Source organism: Anaerotignum lactatifermentans, assembly GCF_014982935.1.
Taxonomy (GTDB): domain Bacteria; phylum Bacillota; class Clostridia; order Lachnospirales; family Anaerotignaceae; genus Anaerotignum; species Anaerotignum lactatifermentans.
The window spans coordinates 73814-89352 of the sequence record NZ_JADCKK010000003.1 but is presented as its reverse complement, the minus strand read 5'-3'; the positions used below and the strand labels follow the sequence as shown (position 1 = coordinate 89352).

Sequence of the window (15539 nt, the reverse complement as noted above, 5' to 3'; positions counted from 1 at the left end):
GCATCGTTTCTACCACCAGTTGCTTGAATTCTGGTGTATATCGTTTATTTGGTACTCCTTTTGGCATAAAAATCACCCCACTTGTTATTCAGTATATCATACTGTCTAACAAATGGGGTGCAGTTCATGATAAGGATTTCAGCTTTCTTTGTTTTCTTATGAAGATTTTCTTTACGCATTTCTCTGTCTTTTTTTGTTGACATAAATATTAAAGAAAAATTAAAAAAGTCTGCCGTGCATCTTCCAATTTACTGTTTATAATGAGCAGCAGAATATGTGAACGTATGATAAGAGGAGGAAAGCACCATGACAAAGAAAAAGAAGATGATCATAGCAGCTGTAGCCGTTGTTTTGATTGCCGGCGGGTTGAAAGTGGCTTTGGGCAGCAGACAGACAGAACCTACAGGAACACCTGTGACAACTGGAACAGTAGTGCGTCAGGATCTGGAAGAAGTTCTGAAGCAGAAGGCAACACTGGAAGGCACAGAAAGCGCGGAAGTGGCTTCCAAACTCCATTATGAAGTCAAACAGGTACTGGTAAAAGAAGGCGATAAAGTTACAAAAGGTCAGCTTTTGGCAGTGCTGGACAGCGGTGATATTCAGGATCAGATTGCCCAGACAAAAGGTGACATCCAGCTTCTGGAATATCAGCAGCAGGAAACACTGGCAGAACGTCAGCGCCAGATTGACAACGCTTTGATGGAAAAAGAAAATGCGGCAAAAGATTATAAAGACAAACAGGACCTCTTTGCCATTGGTGCAGCCAGTCAGGCAGAAGTGGATGCGGCAAAAGATGCGCTGGATAAAGCACAGAGAGCCTTGGACGACATTCCCAATGAAAATGGAAAGGCTGTTCTTACTTCCTCTGAAAAACAGACAAAGGCAAATGCTCAGCAGAAAGCCAGCATCCAGTCCGCTACCCTCAGCGACTGCCAGATTCGCAGTGCCATCAGCGGCACCGTTACCAGAGTGAATACAACAGTTGGCCGTTTTGCCGATGAATCCGAGGATAACAAGCCTATGTTTGTCATTGAAAATCTGGAAACTTTGCAGATGAAAGTCCTTGTGAGCGAAAATGACATTGACCGGGTGCAGATAGGGCAGGAAGTGGAAATTTCCGCTGATGTACTGGGCAAAGAAACCGTACAGGGTGTGGTAGAACGGATTTCTCCCACAGGGGAAGCGAAAAGCTCCACATCTTCCGAAAGAGTCATTCCCGTTTATATCAAAGTAAAAGAAGAAAATGAAAAACTCATTGCCGGCATCAATGCCAACGCAACCATCAAGATTGCTTCTGCAAAAGATGCCCTGGTGGTTCCGCTGGAAGCTTTGGCAGAACTGGAAGACGGCACCACAGCCGTTTATACCGTAACAGATGCGGGAACCGTACATATTGTGCCTGTTACACTGGGTCTGGAAACAGATTTGCAGGCAGAAATCAAATCTGACGAAATCAAAGAAGGACAGACGATCATTCTCAATCCCGGTGCAGCCATGACAGAAGGTATGGCAGTAACGGTACAGTAGGGGTGATGCCATATGAAAGAAATCATCAAAATTGAAAATTTGAATAAAACATATGATACCGGTGCCATTCAGGTCCATGCCCTGCGGGGGATCAACCTGACCATCCATGAGGGAGAATATGTTGCCATCATGGGGCAGTCCGGTTCCGGTAAATCTACATTGATGAATATTCTGGGATGTATGGACAGACAGTTTTCCGGCACTTATGAACTGGACGGCATCAGCATTGCCCAGCAGAGTGAAAACCAGCTTTCTGCCATCCGCAACCAGAAAATCGGCTTCGTTTTTCAGGCATTCCAGCTCATTCCCAGAACATCTGCATTAAAAAATGTAGAAATCCCCATGATTTATGCAGGCATGAAAGCAGACGCAAGAAAAGCCAAAGCCGCTGCTCTTTTGGAAAAAGTAGGTCTGGGACAGCGTATCCATCACATGCCCAATGAACTTTCTGGTGGGCAGAAACAGCGTGTTGCCATTGCAAGGGCATTGGCAAATGACCCTGCCATCATTCTGGCAGACGAACCTACGGGAAATCTGGACACAAAGGCGTCTTACGAAATCATGGAGTTTTTCACCAATTTGAATAAAGAAGGGGCGACTGTGGTGGTCGTTACCCATGAAGAAGAAATCGCTGCTTATACAGACCGTATCATCCGGTTCCAGGATGGGCAGATCATCAGTGACAAAAAGGTGGTGAAGGGCTCATGTTGATTTTTGAAAATATCCGTTTGGCGCTTTCCTCTATTCGTGCCAATAAAATGCGCTCTTTCCTGACTATGCTGGGCATGATCATCGGTATCAGCTCCGTCATTGCCATCGTTTCCCTGGGGGATACCATGCGGAGCGTTGTGGCAAATGAATACAAGAATGTAGGTCTGGGGCTGGCGTATATGTATATCAATCCTCCAGATGACACCTATGGAGATAATACATATTTTACCACCACAGACGCGGAAAAACTCAAAGAAGCCATGGGCGATGATCTGGCTTATGTGGGCTTCAATCAGAGTCTGCGAAAGGACATGACTGTTGGCAGAAGAACAAAAACGCTGTATGTAAGCGGTCTGGCGGAAAATCCTACAGCTATGAAAAATCTGAAGATTATTTACGGCAGAATGCTCAGCGATAAAGATTTTCAGGAAAAGCGCCATCACATCGTTTTGCAGAAAGAAACAGCAGAAGGATTTTTCGGAGATGCCAATGCTGTTGGGAAAACCGTCAAAGTGAAGCTCAATGAAGATCAGGAAGAATTTCTGGTGGTAGGCGTATATGAAAATCAGGATTCCGCATTGATGAAGGCTTTGCAGGGGGGCAGCATGGAATTTGCCTATATTCCCGAAAGCCTTATGGTGACAGAAGATTCCTACAACTGGTCTCTTTATTTCGTGGCATCGGATGCAAACCAGCTGGACGCTTTAAAATCCCGGGTGACAGCTTATATGGCGCGCATGAAGAATTTGCAGCCGGAATATATCGTCATGAGTTCCGCTTCTGAAGAAATGGGCATGATTGACAGCATGCTGGGTTCCCTGTCCGCAGTGGTGGGTGCCATTGCTGCCATTTCCTTGGTAGTTGGCGGTATCGGTATCATGAATATCATGCTGGTATCCGTTACAGAGCGTACCCGTGAAATCGGTATCCGAAAAGCCCTTGGTGCAAGAACAAGAGATATCCTTACTCAGTTTTTGATCGAGGCTGCCATGATTTCTGCCGCAGGTGGGCTCATTGGTACCATCCTTGGCATATCGGTGGTTGCCATTGGCGGTATGCTTTTTGGCATTACAACGGTGGTGAAACCACAGGTGATTGTCATTGCAGTGGCATTCTCCGCCATGGTTGGTTTGGGCTTCGGGCTGTATCCTGCACGAAAGGCAGCCAAAGCAGACCCTGTGATCGCTCTGCGTTATGAATAAAAAAATGTAACAAATTGATAGAAAAGGTGTAAAACATGGAAAAATTTCATGGGTTACACCTTTTTTTGTGTTGATTTTCCTGCGAGTATGGTATAATACCTAGATGATAAATACGGAAGGGGGCTATTTTATATGGAACAGGAAGTACAGACAACTGAACAAAGACCGTTTACACATCTTCATGTCCATACGGAATACAGCCTTCTGGACGGTTCCGCGAAAATCAAAGAACTGGTAGAGCGTGTCAAAGAACTGGGCATGGACAGCATCGCCATCACAGACCATGGTGCCATGTATGGTGCCATTGAGTTTTATAAGGCGGCGAAAGAAGTGGGCATCAAGCCCATCATCGGCTGTGAGGTTTATGTGGCAGCTGGTTCCCGCCTGACAAAAGAAGGCAAGGGCGGCGGTTATTACCATCTGGTGCTTCTGGCAGAAAATGAAACAGGTTATCATAACCTCATTAAGCTGGTTTCTTATGGTTTTATCGACGGATTTTATTATAAACCTCGTGTAGATAAAGAACTGCTGCGGCAGTACCACGAGGGAATTATTGCGTCTTCCGCCTGTCTGGCAGGGGAAGTGGCAAGGGATGTGCTGACATTATCCTATGACCACGCCAAGGAAGCCGCTTTGGAATATGAAGAAATTTTCGGCAAAGGCAATTTTTTCCTGGAATTGCAGAATCACGGCATGGCAGAACAGAAACGTGTCAACGAAGCACTGATTCGTATGTCCAAGGAAACGGGGATTCCCCTCATTGCCACCAATGACAGCCATTATATTTATAAAGAGGACGCAGTGCCTCACGATATCCTCCTGTGTATCCAGACTGGGAAAACTGTGGAGGATGAAGACCGTATGCGGTATGAGGGCGGACAGTTTTATGTGAAAAGCCCCGAAGAAATGTATGACCTTTTCGGTCATGTGCCGGAGGCATTGGAAAATACCGTGAAAATCGCGAAGCGGTGCAATGTGGAATTTGTGTTCCATGATTTGAAACTGCCCCGATTCGATGTGCCTGACGGCAAAACAGCACCGGAGTACCTCCGGGAGTTGTGCTATGATGGTTTTGCCATGCGGTATCCAGACCCGAAGCCAGAGTGGAAGGAACGACTGGAATACGAATTGCATACCATTGAAACCATGGGTTATGTGGATTATTTCCTCATTGTTTGGGACTTTATCAAATATGCCAAAGACCATGGTATCATCGTAGGTCCGGGACGTGGTTCCGCTGCCGGCAGTATGGTTTCTTACTGTTTGCAGATTACCACCATTGACCCCCTGCGATATGACCTGATTTTTGAACGTTTCCTGAATCCAGAACGTGTCAGCATGCCTGATATTGACGTAGACTTCTGTTATGAACGCAGACAGGAAGTTATTGATTATGTCATTTCCAAGTATGGCGAGGATCATGTGGCACAGATTGTCACATTCGGTACCCTGGCGGCAAGGGCTGCCATCAAAGACGTGGGTCGTGCATTGGCAATGCCTTACGCCGATGTGGACAGGATTTCCAAGATGATTCCTACGGAACTGGGCATCACCATCAAAAAAGCCCTGCAAATGAACCCCGACCTGAAAAAGGCTTATGAAAACGAAGAAGATACCCACCATTTGATTGATATGTCCATGCGTCTGGAAGGTCTGCCAAGACATTCTTCCACCCATGCGGCAGGGGTTGTCATTTGTCGGGAACCGGTTATGGAATATGTGCCCCTCAGTGCCAATGACGGGCAGGTCAATACCCAGTACACCATGACATTGTTGGAAGAACTGGGGCTTTTGAAAATGGACTTTCTGGGGCTGCGTACCCTGACGGTTATCCAGAACGCTGTGCAGGAAGTGGAACGTATCCACGGCGTGAAACTGGATATGGAACATCTGCCGGATAATGACCCGGCGGTGTATCAGCTCATTAGCCAAGGGAAAACGGAAGGCGTGTTCCAGCTGGAAAGTGGTGGCATGAAGCAGTTCATGCGGGAACTGGAGCCAACCTGTCTGGAAGATTTGATTGCGGGGATTTCCCTCTATCGTCCGGGTCCCATGGATTTTATTCCCAAGTATATCAAAGGGAAAAACGACAAAGACAATATTCAGTATACCCATCCGGCTTTGGAGCCGATTTTGAAAAATACTTACGGCTGTATCGTCTATCAGGAACAGGTTATGCAGATTGTGCGTGACTTGGCAGGATACAGTTTGGGACGAAGCGACTTGGTGCGCCGTGCCATGAGTAAGAAAAAAGCCTCTGTGATGGCAGAGGAACGGAAAAATTTCGTTTACGGCATCGGCGATGAAGTGCCGGGCTGTGTGAAAAACGGGATTCCCGCCGAAGTGGCAGAAAAAATATTCGATGAAATGACGGACTTTGCAAAGTATGCCTTCAATAAGAGTCATGCGGCGTGCTACGCTGTGGTAGGCTATCAGACGGCATGGCTGAAAGCCCATTATCCCGTGGAATTTATGGCGGCGCTCATGACCAGTGTCATGGATAACGCTTCCAAGGTTTCCGGCTACATCGAAGAATGCAAAAAAATGGGCATCCAGCTTCTGCCGCCAGATATCAACGAAGGTTTCGGACATTTTTCTGTATCCAATGGGAAAATCCGCTTTGGTCTGGCTGCCATCAAGAATATCGGCAGAAATGCCGTAGAGGCGTTGGTGGCGGAACGGGAGAAGAATGGACCTTTCCACTCCATGACAGATTTCTGTAACCGCATGAGCGACGGCGAATGGAATAAGAGAGGCATTGAAAGCCTGATTAAGTCCGGCGCTGTGGACTCTTTCGGCGGTGCCAGAAGCCAGTACATGGCGGTTTATAAAAACATTCTGGATGGCATCGGTCAGGCGAAGAAAAACAACATTGCCGGACAGATGAACCTGTTTGATTTGGGCAGCGAAAATGAATCTGTTGCCCAGAAAGACGAACTGCCTGCCATTTCCGAATATGTCCAGCGTGACCGCCTTGCCATGGAAAAAGAAGTGCTGGGGATTTATGTCAGCGGTCATCCTCTGGCGGAGTATGAAAAAACACTGCGCCGGAAAGTAAGCCATACCAGCATTGATTTTCTTCCTGTGGAAGAAGGCGAAGATCGCATGCAGATTGCTGAGGGCACAAAAGTTGCCGTTGGCGGTATGATTGCGGCAAAATCCGTAAAATATACCAGAAACAATGAAAAAATGTGCTTCCTGTCATTGGAAGACCTGCAAGGTACCATGGAAATCATTGTTTTCCCCAAAGTCATGGAACAGTGCAGTGCGTTTCTGGATGAAGAGGCAGTGGTTCTGGTGAAAGGCCGGGCAAATGTTTCCGCTGACGGCGAGGCGAAAGTCATTGCCGCTTCCGTGACACCCCTTATGGAAGAAACGGGTGAAAACAAACCTGCGTCCCTTTGGCTGAAACAGGCGGCAGGCAACGAAATGCCCCTTGTGTGGATCACAGCCATTTTGGAGAAATACAAAGGCGACACGCCTGTGTATATATATGAAGAAAAAACAAAACGAAAGATGAAAGCAGACCGGAAATTCTGGGTAACCTTAGAAGAAGGACTGCTGGAGGAACTGCGAAAACTGCTGGGTGAGAAAAACGTGGCGGTAAAGAACGGATAGGAGGCAAATGATGAAAGAAGATGACAAATTCTATGCTGAAGCACCGTATGTCTGCGTGAAAGCACTGGAAAAGGGTGTGAACATTATCGGCGTCACCAGGGGAGAAGTGACAAAGATTCATCACACAGAAAAACTGGACCGTAATGAAGTGCTGATCGTGCAGTTTACCGAACACACTTCCGGGATCAAAATCCGCGGGAAGGCTGAAATTTATACCCACTACGGCATCATTCGCAGTGGAGACGAAGAAGAAGGCGTAACACTTATTGGGAGGAATGAACATGGAACAGAAAACAATTAAGAAAATCGGTGTACTGACCAGTGGCGGCGATGCTCCCGGCATGAACGCTGCCATCCGTGCTGTTGTTCGTACAGCACTGTATCATAATGTGTCCGTCATTGGTATCCGCAAAGGCTACAATGGTCTGATCAATGGCGAAATCAAGGAAATGTACAGCAAAGACGTTTCCAATGTCATGAACCTGGGCGGTACCATCCTGCATACAGCACGCTGCCCTGAAATGATGACAGAAGAAGGTCAGAACAAGGCAGCTGCCATCTACAAAATTCTGGGTCTGGATGCGCTGGTTGTTATCGGCGGCGACGGTTCTTACCGTGGTATGGCAGAACTGGCAAAACGCGGTGTAAACTGCATCGGTATCCCTGCTACCATCGACCTGGATATGAACAACACAGAATACACCATCGGTTTTGACACTGCTGTCAACACTGGTATGGACGCCCTGAATAAACTGCGTGACACTTCCAGCTCTCACGAACGTTGCTCCGTTGTGGAAGTTATGGGCAGAGATGCTGGTTATATCGCTATCTGGTGCGGTATGGTCGGCGGTGCTGAAGACGTTATGTTCCCCGAAGAAAAGGGTGAAGTGGACAGCGCGAAAGTCATCCAGCAGATTCTGGAAAACAGAAGCATTGGCAAACGTCATAACCTGATCGTTGTAGCTGAAGGCGTTGGCGGCACACAGAAACTGGCAAAAGAAATCCAGGAAATCACCGGCATTCAGACCAGAGCAACAATCCTGGGCCATCTGCAGCGCGGCGGCAGCCCTACAGCTGTAGACCGTATGCATGCTTCCATGATGGGTTACCATGCTGTAAAAGCAATTCTGGCTGGGGAGCAGAATAAAGTGGTAGCTTACAACAGAGGCAGATATGAAATTCTGGATCTGGAAAAAGCATTGAAGATGGAAAAAACACTGGATCGCGAAGTTTACGAAGTAATCAAGATCCTGGCAATCTAATTGGTATGAAAATAAGAGGAGGTATTCCATGCGCAGAACGAAAATCGTTTGTACCCTGGGTCCTGCAACAGATGATGTAGAGATCATGAAAGAGCTGATCCGCAACGGTCTGGATGCAGCAAGAGTAAACTTTTCCCACGGGACATATGAAACTCATGGAGAAATTATCAAAAAACTGAAACAGGCTAGAGAAGAATTGAATGCACCCATTCCACTGATTTTGGATACAAAGGGTCCCGAAATTCGTATCAAAACCTTTGAAAACAATAAAATCCGTCTGGAACAGGGGGATAAATTCACCCTGACAACAGAAGATGTACCCGGCACACAGGAACGCGTTTCCGTAACTTATGCAGACTTGCCGAAAGACCTGCAGAAAGGCTCTCGTGTGCTTATTGATGATGGTCTCATTGAACTGCGGGTAGAAAGCATCGTTGGTCCCGAAGTGCACTGTGAAGTTGTGACTGGCGGCGACGTAAGCTCCCGTAAAGGCGTAAACCTGCCCGGCGTGCAGGTAAATCTGCCTTCTTTGACAGAAAAAGATATTTCCGACCTGAAATTCGGTATCGAAAATGATTTTGATTATGTAGCTGCATCTTTCATCCGTTCCGCTTCTGACGTTGTGAAGATTCGGAAAGTGCTGGAAGAAAACGGCGGCGAAAACATCCAGATCATCTCCAAGATCGAAAATCAGGAAGGTGTAGATAACATCGAAGAAATTCTGGAAGTTTCCGACGGTATCATGGTAGCCAGAGGGGATTTGGGTGTAGAAATCCCTCCTGAAGAAGTGCCTCTGGTACAGAAAGCTCTGATTGCACTGGCAAATAGACGCGGCAAACCTGTCATCACAGCAACACAGATGCTGGAAAGCATGGTAAAAAGCCCTAGACCTACCCGTGCGGAAGCAAATGACGTTGCAAACGCCATCTTTGACGGCTCTGATGCCATCATGCTTTCTGGTGAAACAGCTATGGGCAAATACCCCTGTGAAGCAGTGGCAACCATGGCAAGAATCGCGGAAAAAACAGAAAGCAGCATCAATTATGCGAAAAATCTGACCAGAAGCCTGGAAACAGGTCTGACCAATATCACAAATGCTATCAGCTTTGCAGCATGCACCACAGCAGCAGAATTGAAAACAACCTGCATTTCCACCATCACAAAATCTGGTTTTACTGCAAGAATGATCTCCAAACACAGACCTGTATGCCCTATTGCAGCAGGTACGATGTGCGATCAGGTATGGCGTCAGATGAATCTGGTATGGGGCTGCCGTCCTGTACTGCACAAAGCACCCATCCCCAAAGGTCAGGTATTTGACTCCGCCATGAAAGTGGCTCAGAAGAGCGGTCTGGTGAAAAACGGTGATACCATCGTTATGGCACTGGGCATGCCTGTAGGCGTAAGCGGTTCCACAAATACCCTGCGCGTTGATATTGTTGGTGATGTACTGTGCAAAGGCATCGGCGTTGGCACACAGAAAGTCAGCGGTACAGCAAGAGTCATCAAAGTACGGGATGAAATGGAACGCGAATTCAAGAAAGGCGATATTCTGGTAACAACATCTACAGACAATGACTTCATGCCTTATCTGCAGAAAGCCGCTGCCATTGTAGTTGGTCCTATGGATCACGCAGAAAACTGTCATGCGGAAATCGTTGGAAGAGCACTGGATATCCCTGTTGTGGTATGCAATGCGAAAGTCATCGACTTTATCCCTAACGATACCCTCATCACTGTAGATGCGGCAAAGGGCTTTGTATACAAAGGTATCCCTAACGAAAAATAAGAATTTTTTGGCGGTTATCGTCAATAAAAAAGGAGTCGTACTTCCTGTGAAAACAGGAAGCATGGCTCCTTTGATTTTTAGAAATATTTTGGTGTCATGACCCAGACAGATACGGAATCTGCATCGCTGGTGTTTTTGCATTGGTGGGGCAGGGTGCTGTCCAGAGTGATGCTGTCCCCTTCCTGTAAAGTGTATACTCTGCCTTCCGCAATGACCTGTAAGGTGCCTTGGATCACATAGCCGCAGGTTTCTCCTTGGGCAAAAGAGGGGCGGTAGTCATAAAAACATCCCTTTTTTAGTGTCAGCTCCACAAAATCCAGCATACGCCCCGGATTGTCTGGGCAGAGTATCTTGTGGATACAGCCGTTTTCCTGTGCTGTCAGGAGGCTGTGGCTGCCTTTTCGGATGATAGGCGTATCTTCCGGCGGTGTATCTTCAAAAAAGGCGTACATGTCTGTTTCCAGCGCCTGTGCCAGCCGAAAGAGAATGAGGGCGGAGGGAACCACCAGATCACGCTCAATCTGGCTGATGAGCCCTGTGCTCACGTCGGATATGGTGGAAAGCTTGGCGATGCTTAGCTGTTTTTCATTGCGCAGTTCACGCAGTTTGCTGCCGTTGAATTGGGTCATGGGTTCCTCCTTAATGAAATGATTTTTGAAAACTTTTATCATTTTATCATTTTTTTTGGAAAGGAACAAGGGACAGGAATTTTTTTCCTTTCCCATTCCAAAGGGGGACAAATGAGAAAAAACAGCCGTTTTTCGCCGTCTTTCGTTGCAAAATCAAGGTGTCTGTGCTATGATGTTTAGGATTATAGATTGAAAAAAGACGAATTTGAGGAGGAAATTATGTTAACAAGCAAACAAAGAGCTTATCTGCGCTCTCTGGCAAACGGTATTGACGCGATTTTTCAGGTGGGGAAAAACGGCGTGACACCAGAATTGCGTGATACCGTACATAACGCACTGGAGGCAAGAGAATTGGTAAAAATCAGTGTGTTGGACAATAATATGCTGGGTCCTGCGGAAGCGGCAGAAATGCTGGCAAGCAGAACTGGTGCGGACATTGTACAGGTCATCGGCAATAAATTTGTACTGTACCGTGCTTCCAAGACAAAACCTGTCATTGAACTGCCTCCTGTGAAGAAATAAGCAGGCAGAGGGAGGAAAGATCATGCGAAACGAAATCGCCAATTTCAGAAACTGCAAAAGTATTGCCATCATGGGCGGTACTTTTGACCCCATACACTATGGACATCTGGTAACGGCAGAAGCGGTGCGCCACCGTTTTCATGTAGATAAGGTGGTATTCATTCCCACAGGCCGTCCTGCCCATAAATCTCATAAAGAAGTAACCCATAATGAACACCGGTATCTGATGACGGTTCTGGCAACCATGCGGAATGAGAACTTTGAAGTATCCCGTATTGAAATCGACCGCCCCGGCACTACCTATACCATCGACACCATCGAACAGCTGAAAAAAATGTGCCGTCCCGATGTGCGTCTGTATTTCATCACCGGTGCCGATGCCATCCATCAGATCATGAGCTGGAAGGAACCGGAACGTCTGCTGTCCCTCTGCGACTTTGTGGCAGTAACCAGACCCGGTTATCAGAAAAATCAGATGTTCGAGGAAATCGGAGAAATTCAGGAAAAATATGCCAGCAGAATCCATTACATGGAGGTGCCGGCATTGGCTATTTCGTCTTCGGATATCCGTACCCGGGCACAAAGAGGCATGCCCATTCAGTACCTGCTTCCACAGGAAGTAGAGGACTATATTCATAAATTTGGTTTGTATCAAAACGAAAGAAAAGACGAGGTGAAATTTATGCTGCCCATTGAAGTCATGCAGGAAAAATTGCAGTCTGCTTTGTCTGTAAAACGTTATATCCATACCATGGGTGTATCCGAAGAAGCAGTGCGGCTGGCAGAAATATACGGCACACAGGCAGACCGTCAGAAAGCCAAAGTGGCAGGTCTGCTCCATGACTGCGCCAAGGATTATCCAAAAGAACTGCGGCAGCGTTTCTGTAAGGAATATAAAGTGAAAATGGACGAGATTCTGGAACAGCAGCCGGATCTGATTCATCCATTTTTGGGTGCGGAAGTGGCAAAACGGGAATATAAAATCAAAGATGAAGATATCCTCAATGCTATCCGCTACCATACCACAGGACGTGCTGGCATGTCCATATTGGAAAAGATTGTGTTCATTGCGGACTATATCGAGCCTAACAGAGAACAGTTCGAAGGTCTGGATGAGGCAAGACGTCTGGCATATCTGGATTTGGATATGGCAATGCGCTTCATTTTGGAACAGACCATTGACTTTGTAAAAGAACGGGGCAGACTGCTGCATCCCCTGTCTTTGGAGGCACTGGAATACTATAAGAATAAATAAGATTACAAGGAGGAATAACATGGAAGCTTTAGAAGCTGCAAAAATCGCACAGGCTGCGTTAGATGATAAATTAGGTCAGGACATTCAGGTGCTGAATCTGAAAGGTCTGTCCAATGTGGCAGACTGCTTTGTCATTGCAAGTGGTAAAAATGTAAACCATCTGCGTGCAATGGCAGATGAAGTGGAACAGAAACTGTTCCAGGCTGGCGTAAAAATGCATCATTCCGAAGGCTACAGCACAGGTACATGGATCTTGTTAGACTTCGGCAACCTGCTGATTCACCTGTTTAATGAAGAACAGCGTGAATTCTACGGTTTGGAGCATGTTTGGGGCGACGCGAAGCCTGTGGAATAATCTCGAAAAAGTCAATAAATGAGAGAAAAATGACGGATTTTTAATGCCGATTGTGCAGAAAAATTCGGTCAGAGGGGGCAAAACAGGAAATTTTTTACACATCTGGTGAGAAAATATTTCCACATGTACCCTCGAAATTGCATAATTTGCCGAGATTTCAAAGATTTGCAAAAAATACTTGTATCCAAGCGGATTTTGCAGTAAATTTTATTTGTTGAGAAAATTTCATAACAGGCATGCTTTTATGTCGGTCTTAAATCAGAAAGGATGGAAAAGATTTATGGAAAAGATTTATCAGGGCAAAACAAAGGACGTTTACAAACTGGAAAACGGCAATGTGCTGCTGAAGTTCAAAGATGACTGCACAGGTAAAGATGGTGTATTCGATCCCGGTGAAAACTCCGTTGGTTTGACCATTGAAGGTATCGGTAAAGCAAATCTGGAAACATCTATCAAATTCTTCGAAATTTTGAAAGAGGCTGGCATCAAAACACATTACGTTTCTGCTGATGTAGACAACGCTACAATGGAAGTTCTGCCCGCAACCGTATTCGGTCACGGTCTGGAAGTTATCTGCCGTCTGAAAGCTACAGGCAGCTTCATCCGTCGTTACGGCGATTACATCGCTGATGGTACAGTTCTGGAAGGCGGTTATGTTGAAACAACATTCAAAGACGACGCAAAAGGCGATCCTCTGGTAACAAAAGATGGTCTGATCGCACTGGGCGTTATGAGCGGCGAAATGTACGACAGCATGAAAGAACAGACACTGAAAATCACTCGTATCGTTGCTGACGAACTGGCGAAAAAAGGTCTGGATCTGTACGACATCAAATTTGAATTTGGTTACAACAACAACGAAGTTATCCTGATCGACGAAATCGCTTCCGGTAACATGCGTGTTTACAAAGACGGCAAAATCGTTGAACCCGTTGAACTGACAAAAATCATTCTGGGTTAATCCTGTTTGATTCAGATACATATGAAATAATCAGCTTGCTGTGTGCAGGTTGAGAAAAAAACAGCATCCAAAAGGTAATTTTGGATGCTGTTTTTGGTTTCCAGAGAATTTATTTTAACAAATGGACAGACGGTAAAGACGCTGTTTGTCACCAGGTGTCAGGTAGGTGGGGAATGTTTCCACATACTCCCATCCGAATTTTTCATATAACCCCTCATGACGTGTAAAGAGGTAAAGTTCTGTCAGATGTAAGCGAGCAGCATGTTCTTTGACGGCTTCCATAACGGTATAGGTCAGTCCTTTTCCGCGAAATGCAGGCTCTATCCAGAAATCCCGCAGCCATGGATAACAGTCGGGGCGGGTGTCAATATCAGACATGGCAAACTGGAAGGTGCCGGCAGGTACGCCATCCTGCAAAATCAGAAATACCTGCGGGATACGGTCTTTGCATACAGCATTACGCACATATGCTTCCACCTGTTCTTTTGTATAATCCTCGTCCTTTCCCCACCAGTCATAGAGCCACTCGATGATAGCGGGCAGGGCAGGATGATTTTTGTCAGTGATGCAGATGATTTCGGTCATACTATCCTCCTGTTGATAGGCAAAAAGAGAGCTGAAAAAAGCAGCCGCCATTAAGAAAACATTGTTTTTCGTTTTCTTGATTTCTTAAGGAAGGCTGCGACTGCTGTCTTCAAAAGAAAACAGACCTAATAAAATCTTGGCAAAATAAGAAAGCTGGAATCTTTTGAATTGTAAAGATTTCAGCTTTCTTTGTTTTCTTTTGAAGAAGCCCCTTAGATTGAACAGATTTTTCGGCTTCTTTCTATTTCTGTTATTTTTTTCGGTATTTTTCATTGCATTTGGCTAAAAATACCACACACACCAATAGCAGCACAATAAAGACAATGAACAGTGCCATACTGCCGGGAAAGACTTTGTCCAGAATGGCTTTTCCCACCAGAACAAGTCCGGTCAGGAAGTTCCATACACCTTCTTCCCGCAGGTATTGGGGCAAGTGATCGGGGTCAATGTTTTCCAGTGTGCCTTTTCTGTAAAAAATAGGTTGTCCGTACCATGCGAATATGCCCCGGGCAAATAAATAAATGCCTGCTACAAAGAAAAGCATCATGGGGGTTCCCTCCTATCTTGTTTCCGTTGCCAGAAACAGCGTTTCATGGTATCATAAGCAAGAATCAATAAGAGCGTTTGTTGGCTCTCTTATTCAGACTGGTCTGTCTTTCGTTGGACTGTTTCATCCATTCCCGCATTTTTTCTTCAAAATCGGCAGAAGGATTGACGGTCTGTGGTTTGAAATATTCTTCGGCAGGATTGGTGGTTCTGTTTTCCTGCTTGTGTCCTTTGTAAGGACGATCTCCTTTGGGCTGACGCGCTTCCTTTGGCAGCGCTTCTTTCATGGAGAGAGCAATTTTGTTTGTTTCGGGATCAATGGAAAGGACTTTCACCTTGACAATGTCGCCTACTTTCACATGGTCGTTGATGTCCTGTACAAAGGTGTTTGCTACCTGTGAAATATGAACCAGACCCTGTACCTGTTCTCCCAGAGAAACAATGGCACCAAAGGGTTTGATGCGAACGACTTTGCCTTCTACGATACTGCCAACTTCGGGTTTTTCAGACATTCTGTAATACACTCCTGTTCGGTAATTTTAAAAAATCAATATGGGAACAGTATAACACAGAATAC

16 protein-coding genes are annotated in these 15539 nt (G+C 46.0%); 12 read left to right on the top strand and 4 right to left on the bottom strand.

Going from position 1 to position 15539, the window contains the following annotated elements; translation table 11 throughout:
- From INF29_RS14485 to pyk, 8 genes are all read left to right on the top strand, one after another.
- The coding region (locus INF29_RS14485) for a hypothetical protein (protein WP_207728097.1) at positions 1-200 on the top strand (200 nt) is incomplete at its 5' end.
- A 106-nt stretch (positions 201-306) separates the two neighbouring features.
- Entirely contained in the window at positions 307-1527 is a 1221-nt protein-coding gene (locus INF29_RS01650; protein ID WP_193484218.1) for an efflux RND transporter periplasmic adaptor subunit, read from the top strand.
- Positions 1528-1539: 12 nt separating this feature from the next.
- Positions 1540-2238, top strand: coding sequence for an ABC transporter ATP-binding protein (locus INF29_RS01645; protein ID WP_072850178.1), 699 nt, complete (start codon positions 1540-1542; stop codon positions 2236-2238).
- Positions 2232-3440 (top strand): ABC transporter permease, encoded by a 1209-nt coding sequence (locus tag INF29_RS01640; protein ID WP_191344610.1) that lies wholly within the window; start codon positions 2232-2234, stop codon positions 3438-3440. Before INF29_RS01645 ends, INF29_RS01640 begins: the two co-directional genes overlap by 7 nt.
- Before the next feature lie 132 nt (positions 3441-3572).
- Positions 3573-7058 (top strand): DNA polymerase III subunit alpha, encoded by a 3486-nt coding sequence (locus tag INF29_RS01635; protein ID WP_193484216.1) that lies wholly within the window; start codon positions 3573-3575, stop codon positions 7056-7058.
- 10 nt (positions 7059-7068) lie between these two features.
- Positions 7069-7359 (top strand): trp RNA-binding attenuation protein MtrB, encoded by a 291-nt coding sequence (mtrB, locus tag INF29_RS01630; RefSeq protein ID WP_200777572.1) that lies wholly within the window; start codon positions 7069-7071, stop codon positions 7357-7359.
- The gene (gene pfkA, locus INF29_RS01625; protein WP_087988681.1) at positions 7340-8320 is read left to right on the top strand and encodes a 6-phosphofructokinase; all 981 of its coding nucleotides are present in this window, start codon (positions 7340-7342) and stop codon (positions 8318-8320) included. The genes mtrB and pfkA overlap by 20 nt, the downstream gene beginning before the upstream one ends.
- A gap of 28 nt (positions 8321-8348) precedes the next feature.
- Entirely contained in the window at positions 8349-10109 is a 1761-nt protein-coding gene (gene pyk, locus INF29_RS01620) for a pyruvate kinase (protein ID WP_191344612.1), read from the top strand.
- 77 nt (positions 10110-10186) lie between these two features.
- Here the strand turns inward: pyk and INF29_RS01615 are convergent, their stop codons facing one another.
- Positions 10187-10738 carry a helix-turn-helix domain-containing protein gene (locus tag INF29_RS01615; protein ID WP_193484214.1) on the bottom strand — a complete coding sequence of 184 codons (552 nt, stop codon included), beginning with the start codon at positions 10736-10738 and terminating at the stop codon, positions 10187-10189.
- A 219-nt stretch (positions 10739-10957) separates the two neighbouring features.
- Between INF29_RS01615 and yhbY the strand changes: the two genes are divergently transcribed.
- The 4 genes from yhbY to INF29_RS01595 all read left to right on the top strand — a co-directional run bounded on the left by yhbY (position 10958) and on the right by INF29_RS01595 (position 13831).
- Positions 10958-11260: a ribosome assembly RNA-binding protein YhbY gene (yhbY, locus tag INF29_RS01610; protein WP_022255501.1), complete on the top strand. Its 303-nt coding sequence runs from the start codon at positions 10958-10960 to the stop codon at positions 11258-11260.
- Between the two features lie 22 nt (positions 11261-11282).
- A complete protein-coding gene (gene nadD, locus INF29_RS01605; protein ID WP_072850188.1) occupies positions 11283-12515 on the top strand; it encodes a nicotinate-nucleotide adenylyltransferase in 1233 nt (410 codons plus the stop codon).
- 19 nt (positions 12516-12534) lie between these two features.
- Positions 12535-12870: a ribosome silencing factor gene (rsfS, locus tag INF29_RS01600; RefSeq protein ID WP_072850190.1), complete on the top strand. Its 336-nt coding sequence runs from the start codon at positions 12535-12537 to the stop codon at positions 12868-12870.
- 280 nt (positions 12871-13150) lie between these two features.
- Complete coding sequence (locus INF29_RS01595; RefSeq protein WP_022255504.1) at positions 13151-13831, top strand: phosphoribosylaminoimidazolesuccinocarboxamide synthase; 681 nt, start codon at positions 13151-13153, stop codon at positions 13829-13831.
- A 114-nt stretch (positions 13832-13945) separates the two neighbouring features.
- On the opposite strand, the gene INF29_RS01590 is transcribed toward INF29_RS01595, so the two are convergent.
- The 3 genes from INF29_RS01590 to INF29_RS01580 all read right to left on the bottom strand — a co-directional run bounded on the left by INF29_RS01590 (position 13946) and on the right by INF29_RS01580 (position 15474).
- Positions 13946-14416, bottom strand: a complete 471-nt coding sequence (locus tag INF29_RS01590; RefSeq protein ID WP_193484212.1) for a GNAT family N-acetyltransferase — start codon at positions 14414-14416, stop codon at positions 13946-13948.
- 250 nt (positions 14417-14666) lie between these two features.
- On the bottom strand, positions 14667-14963 hold the full coding sequence (locus tag INF29_RS01585; RefSeq protein ID WP_087988685.1) for a hypothetical protein: 297 nt from the start codon (positions 14961-14963) through the stop codon (positions 14667-14669).
- A 64-nt stretch (positions 14964-15027) separates the two neighbouring features.
- Complete coding sequence (locus tag INF29_RS01580; RefSeq protein WP_072850195.1) at positions 15028-15474, bottom strand: S1 RNA-binding domain-containing protein; 447 nt, start codon at positions 15472-15474, stop codon at positions 15028-15030.
- Positions 15475-15539 lie beyond the last annotated feature (65 nt).